24 protein-coding genes and 1 pseudogene are annotated in these 21,084 nt (G+C 62.3%); 18 read left to right on the top strand and 7 right to left on the bottom strand.

Annotated features, from left to right (window positions below):
• The first annotated feature begins 203 nt into the window (after nt 1–203).
• From LC343_RS19705 to LC343_RS19690, 4 genes are all read left to right on the top strand, one after another.
• Nucleotides 204–1,283 carry an extracellular solute-binding protein gene (locus LC343_RS19705; RefSeq protein WP_223478883.1) on the top strand — a complete coding sequence of 360 codons (1,080 nt, stop codon included), beginning with the start codon at nt 204–206 and terminating at the stop codon, nt 1,281–1,283.
• A 62-nt stretch (nt 1,284–1,345) separates the two neighbouring features.
• Nucleotides 1,346–2,446: an ABC transporter ATP-binding protein gene (locus LC343_RS19700; RefSeq protein WP_223478882.1), complete on the top strand. Its 1,101-nt coding sequence runs from the start codon at nt 1,346–1,348 to the stop codon at nt 2,444–2,446.
• Entirely contained in the window at nt 2,447–3,304 is an 858-nt protein-coding gene (locus LC343_RS19695) for an ABC transporter permease (RefSeq protein ID WP_223478881.1), read from the top strand.
• Between the two features lie 13 nt (nt 3,305–3,317).
• Nucleotides 3,318–4,169 carry an ABC transporter permease gene (locus tag LC343_RS19690; protein WP_223478880.1) on the top strand — a complete coding sequence of 284 codons (852 nt, stop codon included), beginning with the start codon at nt 3,318–3,320 and terminating at the stop codon, nt 4,167–4,169.
• A 66-nt stretch (nt 4,170–4,235) separates the two neighbouring features.
• Here LC343_RS19690 and LC343_RS19685 read toward each other — a convergent pair whose 3' ends face one another.
• Nucleotides 4,236–4,946, bottom strand: coding sequence for a GntR family transcriptional regulator (locus LC343_RS19685; RefSeq protein WP_223478879.1), 711 nt, complete (start codon nt 4,944–4,946; stop codon nt 4,236–4,238).
• Between the two features lie 93 nt (nt 4,947–5,039).
• On the opposite strand from LC343_RS19685, the gene LC343_RS19680 reads away from it, so the two are divergent.
• The 6 genes from LC343_RS19680 to LC343_RS19655 all read left to right on the top strand — a co-directional run bounded on the left by LC343_RS19680 (nt 5,040) and on the right by LC343_RS19655 (nt 9,900).
• Nucleotides 5,040–6,230 (top strand): ABC transporter substrate-binding protein, encoded by a 1,191-nt coding sequence (locus LC343_RS19680; protein WP_223478878.1) that lies wholly within the window; start codon nt 5,040–5,042, stop codon nt 6,228–6,230.
• Nucleotides 6,231–6,327: 97 nt separating this feature from the next.
• Nucleotides 6,328–7,173 (top strand): substrate-binding periplasmic protein, encoded by an 846-nt coding sequence (locus LC343_RS19675; protein ID WP_223478877.1) that lies wholly within the window; start codon nt 6,328–6,330, stop codon nt 7,171–7,173.
• A gap of 18 nt (nt 7,174–7,191) precedes the next feature.
• Nucleotides 7,192–7,914 carry an amino acid ABC transporter ATP-binding protein gene (locus LC343_RS19670; protein WP_223478876.1) on the top strand — a complete coding sequence of 241 codons (723 nt, stop codon included), beginning with the start codon at nt 7,192–7,194 and terminating at the stop codon, nt 7,912–7,914.
• Nucleotides 7,915–7,916: 2 nt separating this feature from the next.
• Nucleotides 7,917–8,585: an amino acid ABC transporter permease gene (locus tag LC343_RS19665; protein WP_223478875.1), complete on the top strand. Its 669-nt coding sequence runs from the start codon at nt 7,917–7,919 to the stop codon at nt 8,583–8,585.
• A 2-nt stretch (nt 8,586–8,587) separates the two neighbouring features.
• A complete protein-coding gene (locus LC343_RS19660) occupies nt 8,588–9,262 on the top strand; it encodes an amino acid ABC transporter permease (protein ID WP_223478874.1) in 675 nt (224 codons plus the stop codon).
• Nucleotides 9,263–9,414: 152 nt separating this feature from the next.
• Nucleotides 9,415–9,900, top strand: coding sequence for a Crp/Fnr family transcriptional regulator (locus LC343_RS19655; RefSeq protein ID WP_223478873.1), 486 nt, complete (start codon nt 9,415–9,417; stop codon nt 9,898–9,900).
• Here LC343_RS19655 and LC343_RS19650 read toward each other — a convergent pair.
• From LC343_RS19650 to LC343_RS19635, 4 genes are all read right to left on the bottom strand, one after another.
• Complete coding sequence (locus LC343_RS19650) at nt 9,890–10,663, bottom strand: metallophosphoesterase family protein (RefSeq protein ID WP_223478872.1); 774 nt, start codon at nt 10,661–10,663, stop codon at nt 9,890–9,892. The genes LC343_RS19655 and LC343_RS19650 overlap by 11 nt on opposite strands.
• A gap of 203 nt (nt 10,664–10,866) precedes the next feature.
• Complete coding sequence (locus tag LC343_RS19645; RefSeq protein ID WP_223478871.1) at nt 10,867–12,516, bottom strand: GMC family oxidoreductase; 1,650 nt, start codon at nt 12,514–12,516, stop codon at nt 10,867–10,869.
• 149 nt (nt 12,517–12,665) lie between these two features.
• A complete protein-coding gene (locus LC343_RS19640; protein ID WP_223478870.1) occupies nt 12,666–13,415 on the bottom strand; it encodes a 2-oxo acid dehydrogenase subunit E2 in 750 nt (249 codons plus the stop codon).
• 49 nt (nt 13,416–13,464) lie between these two features.
• Nucleotides 13,465–14,271: an SDR family NAD(P)-dependent oxidoreductase gene (locus tag LC343_RS19635; protein WP_223478869.1), complete on the bottom strand. Its 807-nt coding sequence runs from the start codon at nt 14,269–14,271 to the stop codon at nt 13,465–13,467.
• 84 nt (nt 14,272–14,355) lie between these two features.
• Between LC343_RS19635 and LC343_RS19630 the strand changes: the two genes are divergently transcribed.
• The 4 genes from LC343_RS19630 to LC343_RS19615 all read left to right on the top strand — a co-directional run bounded on the left by LC343_RS19630 (nt 14,356) and on the right by LC343_RS19615 (nt 17,234).
• Nucleotides 14,356–15,093, top strand: a complete 738-nt coding sequence (locus tag LC343_RS19630; protein ID WP_223478868.1) for an SDR family NAD(P)-dependent oxidoreductase — start codon at nt 14,356–14,358, stop codon at nt 15,091–15,093.
• An 88-nt stretch (nt 15,094–15,181) separates the two neighbouring features.
• Nucleotides 15,182–15,529: a hypothetical protein gene (locus LC343_RS19625; RefSeq protein WP_223478867.1), complete on the top strand. Its 348-nt coding sequence runs from the start codon at nt 15,182–15,184 to the stop codon at nt 15,527–15,529.
• Between the two features lie 137 nt (nt 15,530–15,666).
• Nucleotides 15,667–15,960, top strand: a complete 294-nt coding sequence (locus LC343_RS19620) for a hypothetical protein (RefSeq protein ID WP_223478866.1) — start codon at nt 15,667–15,669, stop codon at nt 15,958–15,960.
• A 56-nt stretch (nt 15,961–16,016) separates the two neighbouring features.
• Nucleotides 16,017–17,234 carry an MFS transporter gene (locus LC343_RS19615; protein ID WP_223478865.1) on the top strand — a complete coding sequence of 406 codons (1,218 nt, stop codon included), beginning with the start codon at nt 16,017–16,019 and terminating at the stop codon, nt 17,232–17,234.
• Between the two features lie 33 nt (nt 17,235–17,267).
• Here LC343_RS19615 and hppD read toward each other — a convergent pair whose 3' ends face one another.
• Nucleotides 17,268–18,380: a 4-hydroxyphenylpyruvate dioxygenase gene (gene hppD, locus LC343_RS19610; protein WP_223478911.1), complete on the bottom strand. Its 1,113-nt coding sequence runs from the start codon at nt 18,378–18,380 to the stop codon at nt 17,268–17,270.
• Nucleotides 18,381–18,501: 121 nt separating this feature from the next.
• On the opposite strand from hppD, the gene LC343_RS19605 reads away from it, so the two are divergent.
• Nucleotides 18,502–18,966 (top strand): Lrp/AsnC family transcriptional regulator, encoded by a 465-nt coding sequence (locus LC343_RS19605; protein ID WP_223478864.1) that lies wholly within the window; start codon nt 18,502–18,504, stop codon nt 18,964–18,966.
• Here the strand turns inward: LC343_RS19605 and LC343_RS19600 are convergent.
• Nucleotides 18,963–19,124, bottom strand: a complete 162-nt coding sequence (locus LC343_RS19600) for a hypothetical protein (protein ID WP_428982625.1) — start codon at nt 19,122–19,124, stop codon at nt 18,963–18,965. The two genes, LC343_RS19605 and LC343_RS19600, sit on opposite strands and share 4 nt — an antisense overlap.
• A 120-nt stretch (nt 19,125–19,244) precedes the next feature.
• Here LC343_RS19600 and LC343_RS19595 point away from each other — a divergent pair.
• The 3 genes and pseudogenes from LC343_RS19595 to LC343_RS19585 all read left to right on the top strand — a co-directional run.
• A pseudogene (locus LC343_RS19595) lies at nt 19,245–19,850 on the top strand (alpha/beta hydrolase); the annotation flags it as partial.
• Nucleotides 19,848–20,195 (top strand): GNAT family N-acetyltransferase, encoded by a 348-nt coding sequence (locus LC343_RS19590; RefSeq protein WP_223478910.1) that lies wholly within the window; start codon nt 19,848–19,850, stop codon nt 20,193–20,195. The pseudogene LC343_RS19595 and the gene LC343_RS19590, both read left to right, overlap by 3 nt.
• An 80-nt stretch (nt 20,196–20,275) precedes the next feature.
• Nucleotides 20,276–21,082, top strand: coding sequence for an undecaprenyl-diphosphate phosphatase (locus tag LC343_RS19585; RefSeq protein WP_223478863.1), 807 nt, complete (start codon nt 20,276–20,278; stop codon nt 21,080–21,082).
• Nucleotides 21,083–21,084: the final 2 nt, after the last annotated feature.

Raw genomic sequence — 21,084 nt, 5'->3', positions numbered from 1 at the left:
GCTGAAACAGCTCGAACTTCCCGGACCTACGGGAAATTTTTCCACCTTTTACAGGCCCCTCGAACGGCTCTCTCCGAGCCGTGTGAACGGGATGTGACAAGCGGGGTTTCCGGTGGCACACAAAATTTGACCGGATAGCAAAAATCCACCAATGTCCGTCTCCCGACGGTCTCGAAACCGTTGTCTACATGGAGGGAGTTCCCATGCATTTACGCAGCAAGAAACTTAAACTCGTCGTTTCGGTCGCAACTTTCGGCCTGCTCGGCCTCACCCAGGCCACCAGCGCGGACACGCTGCGCCTCCTGACATGGGGCGGCTATGCGCCGGAGAATGTCGTCGAGATGTTCGAGAAGGAAACCGGTCACACGGTCGAGGTCACCAAGTCGAACAACGAGGAAATGATCGCCAAGCTGCGCGCCACCGGCGGCGGCGGTTTCGATCTCGCGCAGCCCAGCCAGGACCGCATCGCGGGGCCGCAGGCGGAATTCGGGATCTACAAGCCCATCGACCTGTCGAAGATCGACGCGTCGCAGTTCATCACGTCCATGCTCGAGGCGACCAAGGGCAACACCACGGTTGACGGCGAAGTCTATGGCGTTCCGCATGTCTGGGGCACCAGCGGCCTCGTGCTCGACACGAGCAAGGCAGCCAGCGTGAAGGACTACACCGACCTGTGCAGCGACGATGTCGCCGGCAAGGTGTCCTATCGCCTGAAGCGTCCGACCCTGATCGGTTTCGCCTTCGCCATGGGCCTGGATCCGTTCGCCGCCTATGGCGACGAGGCGGCCTATACGGAGCTGATGGAAAAGGTCGAGGCGAAACTCATCGAGTGCAAGCCCAATGTCAAAACCTACTGGGGCGGCGGCGATGAACTGATGAACCTCGTGCGCTCGGGCGAAGTCGTCGCATCGATGGCGTGGGACACGGGTGGCTGGAAGCTGAATTCCGACAATCCCGACATCACCTTCGTCGCACCCGCATCCGGCGCGCTTGGCTGGATCGACACATTCGTGCTGCCGGCCAAGGGCAAGGCGGACGATGCGGCCTATGCATGGATCAATTTCGTGATGCAGCCGAAGGTCGCGGCGATGATTACCGACGCCGCGGGCAACTTCACGGCCTCCAAGGGCGCCGACGAGTTTGTCGCGGCCGATCTCAAGGCGCGCTATCAGGCGAGCTTCCCGCCGGAAGCAGTCGACAACATCAAGTGGTATCCGCCGGTTCCCGCCGGTCTGGAAGCCATCGAGGGTGGCGTTCTCGACCGCGTGAAAGCAGCCAACTGACGATCTGAAACAAGCGGCATCCGCCTCCGGGCGGGTGCCGCCCACATTACGAACAGAACGCGATGACCCCCGACCTTGAATGCATCGACCTGACGAAGCGCTTCGGTGATACGACTGCCGTCAAGGAGGTTTCGTTTTCCGTTCCGCCGGGGTCGTTCTTCTCGATCCTCGGGCCGTCCGGCTGCGGCAAGACGACGATCATGCGCATGATCGCCGGCTTCCTGCAGCCGACAAGCGGCGACATCCTGATCAAGGGCAAATCAGTACTCGACGTGGCGCCGAACAAGCGGCCCGTGAACATGGTGTTTCAGCACCTCGCCCTTTTTCCGATGATGAACGTGGCCGACAATATCGGCTACGGGCTGCGGCGTGCCGGCCTGCCAAAGGCCGAGATCACGCGCAAGGTCGGCGAGGTTCTCGACCGCATCGGCCTGCCCGGTATCGGCCATAGGCGCGTTGACGAATTATCCGGGGGGCAGAAGCAACGCGTGGCGATCGCTCGGTGCATGGTTCTCGAACCAGATGTCCTTCTGCTCGACGAACCGCTCGGCGCGCTCGATCTCAAGCTGCGCGAACGTATGAAAATCGAATTGAAGGCGCTGCAGGCCGATTTCGACACGACGTTCGTCTACATCACCCATGACCAGTCCGAAGCCCTGGTGATGTCGGACCAGATCGCCGTGATGAACAATGGCCGTTTCGAACAGATGGGCACTGCACGCGATCTCTATTACCGACCCCAAACGCCATTCGTGGCGGGCTTTGTCGGCGACAGCAACCGGTGGAGCGGCCGGGTCGAGCGCGCCGAGGGCGATACGCTCGAACTGCGCACGGAAAACGGCCTGCTCATTCGCGGTCAGGCACACGGTCGCGCACTCGCGCCGGGATCGTCGGCGGAGATCTTCGTGCGTCCCGAGGCCGTTCGCCTTTCTCGAAACGAGGGCGACCTGAGCGCCTTCGACAACCGCATGTCATGCCGGGTGACGAGCCTTCTCTTCAACGCGGCGGCGAGCCGGGTGCTCGTGCGCGACGCCGAAAGCGACGGCGAGATCGAGGTCTCGCTTCCCCAGTCGGGGGAGTTCGACGGCCTCTCGCGCGGCGACGAAGTGCATATCGGCTGGTCGGGCGATCAGGCCAACTGCTTTCCGGCGGGGGCCGGTTGAATGCGCGAGGGAACGCGTATCGGCTTCATCCTGCTCGTCACGCCGCTCTTGCTGTGGCTTACGCTGCTGATCGTCATTCCGCATATCGACATGCTGCTGATATCGCTGCGCGAACGGGTCGGTGTCGGCGAGTACCAGTTCAGCGCAGCCAACTACCTGACATTCCTGCAGGAGCCGCTTTATCTCTGGACGTTCCTGCGCACCGCCGTGATGTCGGTCACGGCGACGCTGATCACGCTGCTCGTCGCGTTTCCGGTCGCCTACTACATCGCCAAGATGGCCAAGGGGCGGGTTAAATCTTTGCTCTTCCTGCTGTGCCTGGTGCCGTTCTGGGTATCAGAGCTCGTTCGCACTTTCGGCTGGATGATCCTGTTGCGCGAAACCGGGATCGTTTCCAGCCTTCTGCAATATCTCGGGCTCGTCGATGGGCCGGTCGAAATGCTCTACAACGACGCCGCCATCATGACCGGCCTCGTCTACACGTCGATGCTGTTCATGGTGGTGCCGCTGATCACGACCCTCGGCAGCCTCGACGACGCGGTGATCGAGGCCGGCTACGACCTTGGCGGCAGCGGTCCGTCCATCCTGCGCGAAATCATCATTCCGCACGCGATGCCGGGGATCGTTTCCGGATGCATCGTCGTGTTCATGCTGAGCCTCGGCAATTACCTGACGCCGACCATGCTGGGCGGCAAGGACAGCCTGTGGTTCACCGAGCTGATCTATTCGCAGTTCATCGTCCGGTTCAACTGGGAGCTGGGCGCGGCGTTCGGGTTCGTGCTGCTGTTCCTGTCCTCCTTCATCGTCTGGGCGATGCTGCGTCTGACCGGGCAGACGCTCGAAAAGACGATGGGCTAGGGGAGGCGCGGCGATGATCCCGACCATACCGCAATCGCGTCCGTTCCGGTTCGCCTATTCGGCCTATGTAATCCTGTTCTTCCTCTATCTGGCCCTGCCGCTTCTGGTCGTGACGGTTTTCGCCTTCAACGACAGCCAGTTTCCTTCGCTTCCCTGGGAAGGGTTTACCTGGAACTGGTTCTTCGGCGATTCCGCGCCGATGATCGGCGTCTTCCACGAACGTCCGATCCTGCGCGCCATTGGGACGTCGGCCTTCATCGGCGCGGCGGTTTCGCTTCTGGCCGTCGCGGTCGGCGTGTCGAACGCCTTCCTCTTCACGCGCCACAAGTTCCGCGGACGCGGCCTGCTCTATGTGCTGATGCTGCTGCCGCTCGTCATTCCCGGGATCGTGCTCGGCATTTCGATCCTCGTCTTTTCCAGCACGGTCGCGAACAGCGTCTGGGACAGCATGAAATGGGACCTCGAGGTGCTGCGCCCCGGGCTCACTCTCGTCATTCTCGGCCAGTTCTCTTTCATCGCGACCATCGCGACGCTCGTCATTTCCGCGCGGCTTCAGAAGTTCGACCAGACTCTGGAAGAGGCGGCGCTCAATCTCGGCGCGACCCGCCTGACGGCGGTGCGCACGATCACGATCCCCTATCTCGCTCCCGCGATGGTCGGCGCCTTCGTGGTCGCGTTCCTCATGAGCTTCGAGAACTTCAACACCACGCTGATGCTGGTCGGCTCCGATGCGCCCCTTACGATCGCCATGTTCGACCGGCTGAAGGAAGGCTCGACGCCGTTGCTGAATGCCGTTTCGCTTCTGCTCATGCTGGGGTCGTCGTGCCTGGCGTTGATCATGATCGCGTTCCAGCGGCGGGATTGACCACTATCCTGAGCGCAGTCGCCGGCACGCGGGTCCGCTGAGAAGACCTCCCGGACCCGGCTTTCTTCAGACGATGCCCCGGAAGGCTTCGGTCAGATCCGGCGACGACTCCTCGTCGGTTTCGAGATCCAGCCGCGTGAGGACATGCGCCAAATGCTCCCGCATCGATTTCGCAGCCGCATCGCCATCACGCGCCGCAAAGGCGTCGAGGAGATTGCTATGATCCTCGTTCACGCACATCACCTCGCCGACACGCTGATACAGGTAGATCGCGAGGAACGAACGATCGACGAGCTCTTCGATATATTTCCTGGCGATTGCATTGCTGGAACATGAAGCGATGGCGGTGTGGAAAAGGCCCGCCAGCCGCGTTGCCTCGATCCGGTCGCCTGCATCGCGTGCCGCCTGCTCCTTTTGAAGGTGGCCCTTCAGCATGGCGTCCTGCTCGTCGGTGAGATTTCTCGCGACCTCGGCGGCCAGTTCCGGTTCGAGCCAGCTCCTGACCGAGAACAGCTCCAGCACCTCGCTCGCCGACGGCTCCGAAATCTGCGCCGTCTTGTTCGGCTCCATCTGGACCAGCCCCCGCTGGCGCAAATTGGCCAGTGCGGACCGGACCTGAGCACGGCTTACGCCGAATACCTGCGACAGGCCCTCTTCAGGCAGCTTGGTGCCCGGCGCGAGGCGCTGACGGGATATCGCTTCGAGAATGCCCCCATAGACCGCATTGGCGCCGTCGCGGCCCGCATTCGCAGATTTCCTGATTTTAAGGTCACTCATGGCCTCTCCCGATGCTCGCCAATCGAAGGCGCTTGCATTGTTTACAATCCTATTGAATTATTGTGCAACATTCATCCAAGGATTGTCTCATTCATGTCTCAAACGCCGTTGCGCGTCTTTGTCACGCCACCGTCCGGCCATCGCGCCATCCCGGACAAAGCCGAACTGGATCTTGGCTTCAATATCGAAATGACGGTCATTCCGACCGAAGAGTTGTATCACACGGCTTTGTCCGACCCCGGCTCATTCGATCTCATACAAGCCGAGTTCTGGATGATCAACGATCTTCGCCTTACAGGCACGATACAGCCGGTTCGGGCGAGCGAGGTGGAACGCTACGATGAAATATCTCCGCTGTTCCTGGCCGGTGAGATCGATGGCGAGCCGGTTTGCGAACGCGGCGTGGCACCCCATACGGTGATCTTTGCCGATAAAAGCCGCGACTGGCTGAACGCGGTCCCGACGATCTGCAATTCGGACTCACTTGGCTGGCGTGACGACCGCACAGACCGGACAGTCACGAGTTGGGGCGACCTTCTCGATCCGGCGCTTGCCGGAAAAGTCGCGCTCGCCGACGTTCCCGCAGTCTCCTACATCGAACTTTCGCTCGCCGCCGAAGCACGAGGCCTTTGCCGATATGCCGACATCGGCAACCAGACCCGAAAAGAAATCGACCGGACCTACGAGATTCTCGAGGAATACGCGCTCAACGGGCAATTCGACAGCCTTTGGCCGAGTTTCGAGCAATCGATCGAGCGAATGACGGAAGGGCCGGTCGCGGTTCAGTCGCTTTGGCCGCCGGCGGTTACCGCGCTCAGGAAGTCGGGGATTCCGGTGCGCTACAACCCGATGCGGGAGGGCGGACGGGCATGGGCCGGAGGATTGGCCGTCTCGTCTCGATGCAGCAAGACGGATCGCCGAAATGCTCTCGCCTATACCAACTGGTATCTGTCGGGATGGGCGGGCGCCTATCTGATGCGCCAGGGCTATTCCTGCTCAACGCCGGAGGCGGCGCGCGCCTATCTGACCGAAGCCGAATGGGACTACTGGCAGTTGGGCAAGGCTTCGCGCGCGACCGTGAACGCCCCCGATGGCGCGAAAATCGGCCAGACAGGGGAAGCGCGTGACGGCGGATCCTTCTCCCGACGCATGTCCCATATCGCCTGCTGGAACAGCCGGATGGACGAGGATGCCCATCTTCGCGCCAGATGGCGCAAATTTGCCCGGATAGCGCGCGCCAGCGCAGTCGCAAAAGCGGCAGATTCTCAAAATCTGCACAAATAGTAGGCATATTGTTAATCTGATTAAATAATGTTTGCAAACAATGATTGTTTACAATATTGATCTGTATCATCGACAATCCAAATGGAGACCAGAGACGATGCAGTCGATCAAAACAATCTCAGCCATATCCCTCGCCGCTCTTATGGCGCTAACCGTGAGCACGCAGGCGCAGGAGAAATTCCGTGTCGGTGCTGATGTCGGCTTCGCGCCACATGTCATGGCCAAGCCTGATGGCGGGGTAGAGGGCTTCAACGTGGACCTGATTGAGGCGGTTGCCGAAAAAATGGGGGCGACCGTGGAAATCGTGAACGTTCCCTATTCCGGCATTTTCGCGGACATGGATGCCGGCAATATCGACTTCATCATCGCGCCGACCACCGCCAATGCGGACCGCGCATCGAAAGTGTTGCTCAGCGAGGGCTATCTCAACAATGATTACCGCTTCATCGTGAAGGCGGGCGGCGCGAAGATCGAGAAGATGGAGGACCTCAAGGGTCTGAAAATCGCGGTCAACCGCGGCAACTCGAACGACGTCTGGCTGAGTGAACGCCAGGACCAGTACGGTTACGAGATCGTCCGGTTCGGCTCCAACCCCGACGCGCTTCAGGCGGTGATCTCCGGCCAGGCCGATGCCAATCTGTCCGGCGCCACGGTCGCCACCTATCTGACGAAGGCAACACCCGCGCTGGAAGGCAGCTATGTCGTCAAGACCGGCTTCACCTATTTCCACCCCTTCAAAAAGGGCGACGAGGCACTGCGCGACCGTTTCGAGGCGGCGCTGGAATGCGTGAAACTGGAGGGCACCGTCGCGGCAATCTATGAAAAATGGTTCGGTGAACCGGCTCGTCCTGACGAAGCCGCGTACCGCGTTGTCTATGGCTATGGCGAACCCGGCCTCGAAGGCTATGATCCGACTGCGCACATGCCGAATTGCGGCGACTAGCCGAACACGGGGCGAATAATGCTCAGAGCCCACGCAATCTGGAAATCTTTCGACGGGATCGACGTCCTCAAGGGCGTCGATCTCCATGTGCAGGAAAGGGAGTGCGTTTGCATTCTCGGTCCGTCGGGCTCGGGCAAGAGCACGATGCTGCGCTGTCTGAACAGACTGGAGGAGCCGGACTCGGGCGAAATCTATCTCGACGGACAGAAAGTTTCCGGACCATCCGTCGATCTCAACGGCCTGCGCCAGCAACTCGGCATGGTGTTCCAGTCGTTCAATCTCTATCCACACCTCAACGCTCTCGGGAACGTCACGCTCGCCCTTCGCAAGGTGAAGAAGCTGGCCCGGCCCGAGGCCGACGAGATCGCCATCAAGGCGCTCGATACCGTCGGACTGCGCCACAAGGCCGACGCCATGCCGGCGACACTTTCGGGCGGCCAGCAGCAGCGCGTGGCCATCGCCCGCGCCATCGCGCTCAATCCGAAGGTGATGCTGTTCGACGAACCGACCAGCGCACTCGATCCGGAACTGGTCGGCAGCGTGATCTCGACGATGCGCGACCTGCGCACCGAGGGCATGACGATGGTGGTGGTCACGCATGAATTGCGGTTCGCCCGCGAGGCCGCCGACAAGGTGGTGTTCATGGCGGACGGCGTCGAGGTGGCCAAGGGGCCCCCGCCGGAGATATTCGACGCTCCGCCACATCCACGCCTCGCCGAGTTCCTGCAGCAGGTATCCTGATTATGGATCGCATCCTCGCCCAGTTTTTTAACGCCGAGGTTGCCGCACAGTATCTGCCGTCGATGGCCAGCGGCTTTGCCGTCACGCTCGGTCTTGCCGCGCTGATCGTCGTCACCGGCCTCTCCGGCGGGCTCGCGCTCGCGGTCGCGCGGACGTTCCAGCTGCGCGCCGTCACGTTCGCCATCGTGGCCTATGCGGACATCCTGCGTTGCCTGCCGCCGCTTACCTTGATGTTCATGTTCTATTTTGCCTTCCCGCTTGCCGGAATCTCGATGTCCGGCATGACAGCGGCATGGCTTGCGCTGAGCCTCGTTCTCGCGGCGTTCTCCGAAGAGATTTTTTGGACAGCGTTTCTGTCGATCAACAAGGGCCAGTGGGAAGCGGCGCGGTCGACCGGCTTGTCGTTCGGCCAGACCATTTCCCATGTCATCCTGCCCCAGGCGATGCGGGTGGCCATTCCGTCGCTTACCAATCGCACCATCGCCATCACCAAGGGCGTGGCGCTCGCCTCGGCGGTTGCCGTTCCCGAAATGCTCGGCGAGGCGATCGCGGCGACGTCCTATTCGTCCAACTCCACGCCGCTGCTGATGGCGGCTGCGGGTTACATGATCATCTTTCTGCCGCTCGCGATTTTCAGCCGCCGGCTCGAGACACGGTTTCGGTGGAACTGACCATGGATGATTTCCTTCAGAATTTCGTGAACTGGCAGATCGTCGAGCGCTACTGGCCCTATCTGCTGCGCGGGCTCGGGCAGACCGCGATGCTCTCGGCCATCGCAATTCCCGTCGGCATCTTCGCGGGGCTCGCGATCGCGCTCATGGCGACATCGAAGAGCCGACTGCTGCGCGGGCTCACGGTCGTCTATGTCGACTTCTTCCGCGCCTTCCCACCCCTCGTCCTGCTCATTCTCATCAATGCCGGCCTGCCGCATTTCGGTCTGCGGCTGCCGCCGCTCGGCTCCATCATCGTCGCGCTTTTGCTGAACTCGTCTTCCTATTACGGAGAGATTTTCCGGGCGGGCCTGCTATCCGTGCCGCGCGGCCTCGAGGAAGCTGCCCGCGCCACCGGCTTGAGCACATTGCAGGCTGCAATGCATGTGCGCGTTCCCATCGCCACACGCAACGTGCTGCCTGACCTTTTGTCCAACACGCTGGAACTGGTGAAGCTGACCTCCATCGCCGCCGTGGTCACCTTCGTTGAACTCACCCAGGCCGCCCGTGTCGTCCAGGGACTGACCTTCAACGCCACCCCGATCGTCATCGCCGCGCTGCTCTATTTCATCGTGCTCTGGCCGCTCGCCCGCCTCGTCAGTCGCCTCGAGACTCGCTCCTTGTCCGCGAGGCGGTAGATCATCGCGCGCGAGCGGCCGGTCCGCACAGACGCCCGTTCGTCAGTCCTGGCTTCGCTTGACTGGCGTGCCGTCTCGCCCGACACTGCAGGAAGGCTTGAAGCCGACGCCTGCGGATGTCCGCAAAGCGATCCTGCAATCCGGAGCGAACAATGAACGCAGTCCTGGACGAGTGCCGCGATCTGGAGGAAGTCCGTTTCGAGCCCGGCGAGCCGCTCATTCGGGAGGGCGCGACCGCGGATCGCATGTTCGTCCTCATCGAAGGCGAAGTGGCGGTCTCCAAGGGAAGCGTCCAGGTCGCCGTCGACCGGAAACCGGGCTCGCTCTTCGGCGAGATGTCGGCACTGCTCGAAACGAGCTACTCGGCCTCGGTCATCGCGACCACGCCCGTTCGCGCCTACCTTGTCGAAAATCCGATCGAATTCATGACACGCCGTCCGGGTCTGGCGATCCATGCCGCCCGGCTACTCGCGCAGCGCCTGCATGACGCGACAACCTATCTCGCCGACCTGAAGGTGCAGTTCGACGACAGGAAAGACCATTTCGGTATGGTCGACCAGGTTCTCGGCGCGCTGATGAACCAGCAACGCAAGGTCGCCTCCAACCGCGAGACGCGGTCCGACGATCCTAGATTGTAATCCAGCCGGGCAGTTCCATCAGCCGGGCCGGTTCAGGTAACGGCTCGGCCAGCGATTGCGCCTGACCACCCATCATGGACAGCCAGACCGCTTCCTTGCGATCGAGATTGAAAGCGATGATGGTCGGCCGTTCGCCCGGCTGCTGACCGGTGTTGAACACCCATGTCTCGCCGACACGATCGACCCATGACCCGTCGGGTATGAAGGGCGACTGATGGACATGGCCGCCAAGCACAAGGTCGGGATGGAACCGCTCGATCCAGCCAACCAGATCCGGGTCTCCGAAATGGCGCTGACCGCCCCAACTGACCCGCTTGTCGGCCGGCGGCGCATGATAGACCCAGACCCAGTGGTCATGGGCCAGTTCCGCATCCGCCTCGAGTTGCGACAGGACCTGCTTCTTCGTCTGTTCGCCGTCCCACCACGGGAAGGACGAGAACCGGACGCCGGAAATCGTGACGGATTCGCCGTCCGAGACGACTCCCAGATCGCCGAGGTCGAGCATCCAGTCCGCGACGCGTTCGCCGTCTTCGCGTTCTCCGTCGAGATCGTGATTGCCTGAACAGACGATGATCCGTGTCTTCTCGCCAAGACTGCGCAGATAGGTCCTTAATACGACGATCTGTGCACGGCGATCGACCATCGACGACACTTCGAGCAGGTCGCCGGCGATGACCACCGCTTCGTAATGCGGGGCCACTTCGAGAAGCCAGTCATACTGCTTCAGCGCGTAGTGGATATCGGCAACGACCAGAAACTGCATGAGCGCCCCGTAACTCGCAAGGAGCCTCGATTGCTAACAGATTGTGCGGCCGGCGGCCACTTCTTCAGCCATCAAGGGTGCCGCGACGTCATTTATGCTGTGCATCGCGCGCGTTGTCCGAAACGGTCAATCCGATGCGATGCAGTGCAGGTGCCGTTTGGTGACCTGATCGGCCGCAAATACTCTTCACCCGTGAAAATCGGTCAGGCCGGTTCGCGCATGTCCCGGCAGTTCTTGTCGCTGAATTCGACCGCTGGCAGAGAAGGCCGACCGAGAATCATGTCCGACGCCTTTTCGGCGATCATGATCGTGGGCGCGTTGGTGTTGGAGGAGTTGATCGCGGGCATGATCGAGGCATCGCAGATCCTGAGTCCCGCAAGCCCGTGAACCTTCAGGTCCGGATCCACCACGGCTATCGCGCCATGCCCCATCCTGCATGTCCCGACCGGATGATGGTCGGTCTTGGCGATGCTCATCGCGTAGTCGAGGATTTCCTGCTCGCTTGCGCCGGCACCCGGCAAGGCTTCGTGGCGAACGAAGCCCTCGAGAGCGGGCTGGCTCATGAGCTCGCGCGCGATTTCAAGCCCGCGCAATCCCATTTCTCGATCGTGCGGATCGTCCCAGAAGTTCGGGTCGATCAGCGGCGCATCCGCGGGATCGGCGGAGGCCAGCCGCACCGTGCCCCGTGAGCGCGGGCGGAGATAGGTGGAGTTCAGGGTCACGCCGGCGCCTTCGATCTTCACGATGCCCGTCTCGATTCCCGAACCCTGGCCGAGATGAAACTGCAGGTCGGGCGCCTCCGCGTCCCGATCGCCATACCAGAACGCACCCGTCTCGAAGAGCGAGGCGGTCACCGGGCCCGTGCGGGTCAGGATGTATTGCAAACCGGCGAGCGCCGCCCGGTCCGGCCTGTCGACGCCGTCATAGGTATGCCGCCCCGTGCATTCGGAGATCGTGCAAAGATCGACATGATCCTGAAGGTTCGAGCCGACGCCGGGCAGATCATGGACGACATCGATTCCGGTTTCGCGCAGGTGGTCGGCGGGTCCGATTCCCGACAGCATCAGCAAACGCGGCGAACCGATCGCGCCGGCGGTCAGCACCACTTCCCTAGACGCGGTGTAGTGAACGGTTGCGCCACGCGCCGCGACCTCGATCCCGGTGACCCGGCCGCTCTCCACCATGATGCGACGAACTTCCGTTCCAGCGAGCACCGTGAGGTTGCTACGGTTTTCTGCCGGTTTGAGGAAGGCGCGCGCGGCGGAAGACCGGCGCGCATCGCGCTGGGTCAGCTGGTAGTAACCGCAGCCCTCCTGATCCCGACCGTTGAAATCGGGATTGTAGGACATACCCCACTCCTGTGCGGCACGAATGAAGGCGTCGCAGATCGGCAATGCGCCGCGGGGCATCGAAACGCCGAGCGGCCCGTCCGCGCCGTGATAGTCATTCAGGAACCGCTCGTTGCCTTCCGCGCGCTTGAAATAGGGTAGAACCTCGCGGTAGCTCCAGCCATCGCAGCCGTGATCCTGCGCCCAGGCGTCGTAGTCGCGGCGGTTTCCACGCGTGTAGATCTGCGCATTGATGGAGGACCCGCCGCCAATCACCTTGGCCTGCGTATACCAGAGCGAGCGACCGCCAAGACCCTTCTGCGGGATCGTCGACCAGCCCCAAGACGCAATGCCCTTGGTCATCAACGCAAAGCCGGCGGGCATATGGAAGAGCGGGTTGCGATCCCTTCCCCCTGCTTCCACGAGCAGAACCTTGATTGCCGGATCCTCGCTGAGACGCGCGGCAAGGACACATCCCGATGAGCCACCGCCGGCAATGATGTAGTCGAACTCTCTCCCGGACATCCGAACCCTCCGCCGCCGCACGAATTGTAACCATTCGGTTACTTGAAAGGGTTTCACATATGGCTCGAAATTGTCAAGCGATCCGGCGACCGACCCGGCGCGGGCAAGTCTTTCCGGCTATCTGGACAAGGCGGCCGCCGTCCGGCGCGTCAAGCTTGCGCGGCCCCGGTGGTTATCTCGTCGGTGACCGGGCCGCGAAGCATCGCTTCAAGGCGCGCCAGAGCGGTCACGGCCGCGCGGCCGTCGATAACGCGGTGATCGAAGGTCAGACGCAGCTCGATGCAGCCATCCTCGTCGAAAATGCCATAGGTCAGGATGACCGGCATCGGTGCAAGAATGCGCTTGCTGATGCCGCCTTCGCTCATCAGCGAAGTGATCAGGAACGTCCCGAAATAATTGGCGCGCTGACGGGCAAGATTGAGACCGAGCCACCAGATCATGCGACGCAGCGGTCGCGGCAGGCGCGAAATGCGCAGCATGCGATCAAAGCCGCGGATCTCGTTGACCGGCGCTTGCGCCAGCTTCTTCACGCGCCGGGTGATATCCATGACGTCGAGCGTCTCCGGCGCCCTCATCACGCCGGTCAGCAGCGTGTCCTCGCCTTCGTACTCGCGTTCCAGGACGAGCGAGGCCACGGGGCGCTCATATTCGAAGAACATCGGCCACGGGAGTTTCACATAAGCGCGGCGCAGGCGCGGATCCTCGGCGCAAACCATCGCGAAGGCTTTGATGAAGACCGCCGCCCAAGCGGGTCGCTCGGAGGCCGCGGCGCGTGCCGCGACGAGTTCCGGAACGCAGACCCGCCGTTCCACTGTCACGAGCGGCAGATCGCGCGAGAACCACATGTAATCGGAAACCAGGCGCCGCGCAGGGGAAAGATTCACATAGCGGCCACGCATCGATCTCTCCGGTTCGGTCAAAAGCCCGGCATTCGCCGGCCGGCCATGGTCAGGATTGCAGCCGCCGGATCAGACGGAGAGCGAGGCTTCCCGGTAGCACCCTCATGACGGAAACGACAAGCCTGGTCGTCGTATCCGGCACGACGATGGAGCGACCGGCCCGAAATGCCCGCCACCCGGCGCGGGCGGCCTGCTCAGGCGTGATTCGCGGGAGCAACTTGCGCATGCGGGTCGGGCGCAAGCCAGACAGTCCCAGGAAAGGCGTCGTGACGAATCCCGGCGCGAGGCATGTCACCGTCACGCCGGCCTGCCGCGTCTCCGCATGCAGCGCCAGCGACAGGGACCGGATATAGGCTTTCGACGCGTAATAGACGGCCATGTTCGGGCCCGGAAAGAAGCCGGAGATCGACCCGACGAGAAGAAGACCGCCGCTGCGCCTTTTCACCATGCCGGGCAGGAAGCGCAGTGCAAGGTCGGTCAGCGCGCGGATATTGATATCGACCGTGGCGAGCTGATCTGCGCGATCGGTCTCCCATGCCGGGCCGACGAAACCGATGCCGGCCGCCTCGATCAGCACGTCGCAGTGCCAGCCGCGTTCTGCGAGCGCGGCCTCGATCCGGTCGCCCGCATCGCTGTCGGCGAGATCGGCAGACAACCACGCGACGGAATCGCAGAGAGGTTCGAGTTCCGCCGCCAATTCCGTCAGCAAATCGGAAGACCGCGCGACGAGAAGGATCGCGCCATGCTCGCTCGCGGCGAGCCGGGCAAGTTCTTTGCCGATGCCGGACGACGCCCCGGTAACGACGGCGGCAGGTTGCGAAGCCGTTGAGGGCGACGTTGACGGAGTTGAGGACATGTAACTATGAGACTGTGTCGGCGCGTCGACGTTGAAGCTGGTGGCGAATTGGTTCCAATCGACCTTACGGGGAAAATAGCAGTTGTGACAGGCGGGGCAAGCGGTATCGGGCTGGCCGCGGCGCAGCTGATGCGCGCCTGTGGCGCACGGGTTGCCGTGCTCGACCGCGCGACGCTCGATCCGTCGCAGCAGGGCCTCGAATACCAACCGGTCGATGTCACCGACCGCGCTTCGATCGAAACCGCCTTCGCGCAGGTCGAGGACGATCTTGGCGCAGTCGATGTGCTGGTGAATTCCGCCGGCGTTCTGGAGCGGCCGCTTCCAGTTGCCCAGGCGCGCGACAAGGAATGGGACAAGGTCATCTCCACCAATCTGCGCGGCACCTATCTGTGCTGCCGCCATGCCGGCCTGCGCATGGCCGAGCGCGGACACGGCGCGATCGTCAATGTCTCATCGGTGACCGGGCTGAGAGCAAGTCCACTGCGCGCCTATGGCCCTTCCAAGGCGGCCGTCATCAACCTGACCGAAGGCCTCGCAGCGGAATGGGCGCGGAACGGCGTGCGGGTCAACGCCGTCGCGCCGGGCTTCACGCGGACGCCCGCCACCGATATCGCTTTTGCCGTGGGCTATGGTTCCGCGGATGGGTTCGCCGCGACAAGTGCCACCGGGCGGCTGGTCGAACCGCAGGAAGTCGCCAACGCCATCGCGTTCCTCGCCTCGGACCTGGCATCAGCGATCACCGGCGTCACATTGCCGGTCGATTGCGGCTATCTCGTCGCCGGCGCATGGGACCCTTATGGCGGCCCGCCGAACGCCGGTTAGGCACCCTCGCCAATCGATTGTGACAAGCGCCGGAACCTGAATGGACAGCGCCGGGCGATTGCATTAACTGGACCGGGGCGATTTTCCGATGACCGGATTTGCAAGAACCATGTTCATTCGATTGACGTTGACGGCGATGATTGCCGCCACAGCCATTTCGGCCCGGGCGGACGAGAACGAAGCAGTGCGTTTCGCCATTTTTCACGGTTACACGTCTGCGATAGAAGAAGCGTGCCCGTCCTATTTCGTCTATCTCAACGCCACGCTCGGAAGTCATCTGAGCCCCGGCGATCGCGCGGCCGCCATGGCGATCGCGCCGGAATGGCAAAAGGAAATGCGGCGCAATGTGAAGGCGCTCGGTTGCGACGCCGCCGCACGCGACGCTCTCGCCTTTACCGATCTGAGCTTCACGCAGGTCTGGGAACACAAGCAATAGGGCAACGGCCCCGGCACACACGATCCCGTCAACGAGTCCTGACCGGAATGCGTCGATTCGATCCCGCTGCCGGAAACCGGCTGTTCACGAAACCATGCGACAATCGCCCGATCTCGAACAATTGCGTGAGGTCAGGCATGATTTCAAATCCTGACATGGCAATGTTTCTGTTTCTCGCCCTGATCGGCTCGGCCGGCGCCTATTTCGTGGGCTTCGCCATGAATGGCGTTCTGGAAGATGATGGTTTCGGCGTCTTCCTGAACACGCTGATCCTGATTGCCGGCGGCTTTCTCGGTTTTCATGCGACGCGTTACGTCCATCTTCCCATCCCGACCACGTCGATGCAGGCGATGCTGGTGGTCAGCGGCGCCTTTCTCAGCCTCGCACTGCTGGCGATCATGAAGAACGTCGCGCGCAAGACGGGATTCTGACGGCCGCGCGAAAGAAGCGTTAGACAAACCGAACACCCGGCAATAGCGTCGCGCGCATGCACGCCTCGCCCGTCCTCGACAGCTCCTATTCCTGGAAGCGCCTCGCCGTCACGCTGCTGATCGCCACGATCGGCAATGTCGGCATGTGGTCCATCGTCGTGGTCATGCCGGAAGTGCAGGCGGAGTTCGCGATCGACAGGGCATCGGCCTCGATGCCTTACACGCTCACCATGGTGGGCTTTGCGTTCGGCAGCCTCGTTCTCGGCAGGGCGGTCGACCGCTTCGGCATCACGCTGACGCTCATCGGATCCGCGCTGACGCTGGGCGCAGGCTACACCCTGGCGGCGGCGAGCCCGTCGATCCAGTTGCTGTCGGCGGCGCAGATGCTGATCGGGCTTGGAACGGCTGCCGGCTTCGGGCCGCTGATCGCCGATATCTCACACTGGTTCCGCCGCCGGCGCGGTATCGCGGTCGCCATCGCGGCTAGCGGCAACTACCTTTCCGGCGTCGTCTGGCCGGTCCTGCTTCGCTCGCTCCCGCACGAGGCGGGCTGGCGCACATCCTATGTCACCCTCGCCATCGCGATCGTCGTCACGCTCATTCCGCTCGCGCTGCTGTTGCGGCGCAGAAGCCCGGTCGCTTCCGTCAGCCGGGACGGCATCGCAGCAGCACCGGAAGTCCTGCAAACGGCGCCTTTTTCACCGCGTACGCTGCAATGGATGCTGGGTCTTGCCGGAATCGGCTGCTGTGTCGCGATGTCGATGCCGCAGGTGCACCTCGTTTCGCTGTGCGTCGATCTCGGCTACGGGCCGGTCGCCGGGGCGGAGATGCTGTCGCTGATGCTGATGGGCGGTGTCGTGTCGAGGCTGGTGTCCGGCCTTGTGGCAGACAAGCTCGGCGGCGTGCGCACATTGCTGATCGGCTCGACGCTGCAATGTATCGGCCTGTTCCTCTATCTGCCCTATGACGGGCTGGTCTCGCTCTATGTCGTCAGCCTGATCTTCGGTCTTTCGCAAGGTGGCATCGTACCGAGCTATGCGCTCATCGTGCGCGACTACCTGCCGGCGAAGGAAGCCGGCGCGCGCGTCGGGTTCGTCATCATGGCGACGATCTTCGGGATGGCGCTCGGCGGCTGGATGTCGGGATGGATCTACGATCTGACCGGAAGCTACCAGGCGGCGTTCCTGAACGGGATCGCCTTCAACCTGCTCAACATCGCGATCATCGGAACCATTTTCCTGCGCTCGCGAGGCACGACGCCGCTGGCGGCATAAAAAGCGGCGGCCGAAGCCGCCGCCTTTCCCTCCCTATTCCGCTGCATCCATCGCCAATTCGCCCGATTCGATCTGCTCGCGCTCGATCGATTCGAACAGGGCGCGGAAATTGCCCTCGCCGAAGCCGTTGTCGCCCTTGCGCTGGATGAACTCGAAGAAGATCGGGCCGATCACGGTCTTGGAGAAGATCTGCAACAGTATCTTCGTCTCGCCGCCACCGACGACGCCTTCGCCATCGATCAGGATGCCGTGGGTCTTCATCCGCTCGACCGGCTCTTCATGTCCGTGAACGCGGTCGTGGCTCATCGCGTAATAGGTCTCGGGCGGGCCGGGCATGAAGGCGAGACCGTTTTCGGCCAGCGCGTCGGTCGCGTCGTAGATGTGCTCCGTGCCGACCGCGATGTGCTGGATGCCTTCGCCGCGATATTTCTTCAGGTAGCTCTCGATCTGCGACTTGTCGTCCGTCGATTCGTTGAGCGGAATGCGAATCTTGCCGCAGGGCGAGGTGATTGCCCGGCTGACGAGACCGGTCAGCTTGCCCTCGATATCGAAGAAGTGGATCTGCTCGAAGCCGAAAAGCTCACGGTAGAAGGCCCACCACTTGTCCATGTTGCCGCGATAGACATTGTGGGTCAGGTGATCGAGATAGTAGAAGCCGACGCCTTGCGGCTTCGGATCGCGCTCGCCGATCCACTCGAATTCGGCGTCATAGGCCGATCCCTTGTCGCCGTAGCGTTCGACGAAATAAAGCAGCGAACCGCCGATGCCGACGATGGCCGGGACGTCTAGCGCCTTGTCATCACCTTCATAGGGTGTCGCGCCCTTCGAGACCGCGTGGTCGAAAGCGTGTTTCGCATCGACGACGCGCCAGGCCATGGACGGCGCGCAGGGACCATGCTCCTCGACGAAACGCATGGCATGCGAGCCGGGCTCGGCATTGACGAGGTAATTGATGTCGCCCTGCCGCCAGACTGTTATCGCCTTCGACCTGTGGCGCGCGACCGGCACATAGCCCATGCGCGCAAACAAGGTTTCGAGTTCCTTCGGATCCGTATGGGCGAACTCGACGAATTCGAAACCGTCCGTGCCGGCTGGATTGTCGGTCGTTATTTCCGCTTTCGGGGCGTCGTGCGGGAAAGGTCCCATCATGTTCCTCCATGCCTGATATGCGTCAGAATAGCGCAGCTAAGCTGCAAGGTGTTTGCATTCTGACGCGCCGAAATCCATCATGACGCATGTTTTGTGCATTGAATGAGGAAACGGCGTCATGGATAACGAACCGGACATGCAGGACCGCAAAATCCTTGCGGCGCTACAGGAAGACGCGCGGCTGACGAACAACGATCTGGCAGAGCGCATCAACCTGTCGCCATCGCAATGCTCAAGGCGGCGCGCCCGGCTCGAACGGGAAGGGTTCATCGCCGGCTATCACGCACGGATCGATCGCGAGAAGACGGGATTCGGGCTGGTCAATTTCATTACGGTGACGCTATCGACCCACAACCGCAACAATGCGGCGCGGTTCGCCGACCTCATGGCGCGCCTGCCTGAGGTGCAGGAAGCGCATTCGCTGACCGGAGAGATGGACTACATCCTGAAGGTCGTCACCAGAGACCTCCGCGGCCTGTCGGATTTCGTCAACGAGATGCTGCTGCCGCATGAAGCGGTGCAGAACGTGAAGACCTCGATCGCGCTCGAAACGCTGAAGGACACCAGCGCATTGCCGCTTTAGAAGCGGTGTTGCAGGACGCGGCCGATCACGTTGAGCAGGAGTTGAGCGGCCAGCGTCGTTTTCAAACCTGACGGATCATAGTCCGGCGCGCCCTCGACGAGATCGATCCCGACGAACGGGAGATCGAGCCGTCCGCTTTCGTAGCCGTGCCCCGCCATTTCATCCCCTCATGTTCCAGATCGCGCCAATCGCGGCTCCTGCGGCTGGATCGTAGCCGCGCCATCGCCCTATATGGACACCACAGCGATCGACCCCGCGAGACGCACAGGACAGGACCAATGCCGGACAATCCATATCACTTCGCGGAAAAGCCCGGTCCAGATTACCGGCCCGGCAATCCGGTGCTGTTCGTGTTTCACGGCACCGGCGGCGACGAGACGCAGTTTCTCGATTACGGGCGAGCGCATTTTCCCGAGGCGATCGTCGTCGCGCCGCGCGGAGACGTCTCGGAGAACGGCGCGTTGCGTTACTTCAAGCGCACGGGCGAAGGTGTCTACGACATGGCCGATTTGGCGGAGCGCACGCGGGCGATGGCGGCGTTCCTCGCCGCGCAGGTCGAGCGGCTGAAACCGTCGCGCGTCGTCGGGCTCGGCTATTCGAATGGCGCCAACATCCTCGCCTCGATCATGCTGGAAGCCCCGGAAATAGTCAGCCACGCGGTGTTGATGCATCCGCTGATCCCGTGGGACATCTCGGCAGGCGACCAGCTTGCCGGACGGCAGATCCTCGTGACGGCCGGCGGAAGCGATCCAATCTGCCCGCCTGAGACAACGGGGCAATTGATCGACGGCCTCGAATCGCGCGGCGCGACGGTGAAAAGCGTTTGGCATCGCGGCGGCCACGAAATCGCGCAGGTCGAGGTCGATGCCATTGGCGAATTCATGACGCAGATCCGCGCAAGCCTCGCGGATATCCATTCACTTCCGGTTGACCGCGAGCAGGACGCCGAAGGCAAGGGGCGCTACCTCGTGCGCGGACCGGCCGACACGATCGCGGAAATGAGCTACCGGCTGACTGGTGCGAACCAGCTCATCATCGACCATACGGAGGTTCCGGACGCGTTTCGCGGCACGGGCACCGGCCTGCGGCTGCTCGAGGCGCTGATGGCGGATGCGCAACGCGAAGGGCGCAAGATCATCCCGATCTGCCCCTTCGCGGCGGCGCAGTTCGACAAGCATCCTGAATGGGCCGACCGGCTGGCCTATCGCGTCCGAACGAAGCAGGGCTGATGGGCTGGTAATCCGATCCGGTTTTCGTGTATGCCGCGCGAAAGTGCCGCCGCCCGGCGGACGAGAACCGGATAACACCCATGGCTGACCAGACGATCGTCGAAGCACTTCTTCTCGGCATCCTCGAGGGGCTGACGGAGTTCATCCCCGTCTCCTCGACAGCGCATCTGCTGCTGGCCGGCCATTTCCTCGGCTTCGAATCAACCGGAAAAACATTCGAGGTGCTGATCCAGCTCGGCGCGATCCTGGCGATTTTGACCGTCTACTTCACGCGGCTCTGGCAAATGGCGGTTGCGCTGCCCTCTGACCGCAAGACGCAGCATTTCGTCGGCGGCATTCTGCTCGCCTTCCTTCCGGCGGCCGTGATCGGCGCGCTCGCGCATGACTTCATCAAGACGGTGCTGTTCGAGACGCCACTCTTGATCTGTATCGTGCTGATCGTCGGCGGGTTCATCCTGTTGTGGATCGACCGCCTGCCGCTGAAGCCGCGCTATACCGACGTCACGGAATACCCGCTCGGCCTGTGCTTCAAGATCGGGCTTTGCCAGTGTTTGGCGATGATCCCCGGCACGTCCCGCTCGGGCGCGACCATCGCAGGCGCGCTGCTGATGGGGACCGACAAGCGTTCGGCGGCGGAGTTCTCGTTCTTCCTCGCCATGCCCACCATGACCGGCGCCTTCGCGCTCGATCTCTTCAAAAACCGCAACGTCCTGTCCTTCGACGACGCAATCATCATCGGCGCGGGCTTCATCACCGCCTTCATCGCGGGCGTCTTCGTGGTGAAATACCTGCTCGACTATGTGTCGCGGCATGGCTTCCGGCTTTTCGCCCTGTGGCGCATCCTCGTCGGCACGGCGGGGCTGATCGGGCTTTATCTGGTCGGCTAATC

It is taken from the genome of Oricola indica (assembly GCF_019966595.1).
GTDB classification, from domain to species: Bacteria; Pseudomonadota; Alphaproteobacteria; order Rhizobiales; family Rhizobiaceae; genus Oricola; species Oricola indica.
The sequence above is the reverse complement of the archived record's forward strand: the minus strand, read 5'-3'. Positions and strand labels throughout refer to the sequence as shown.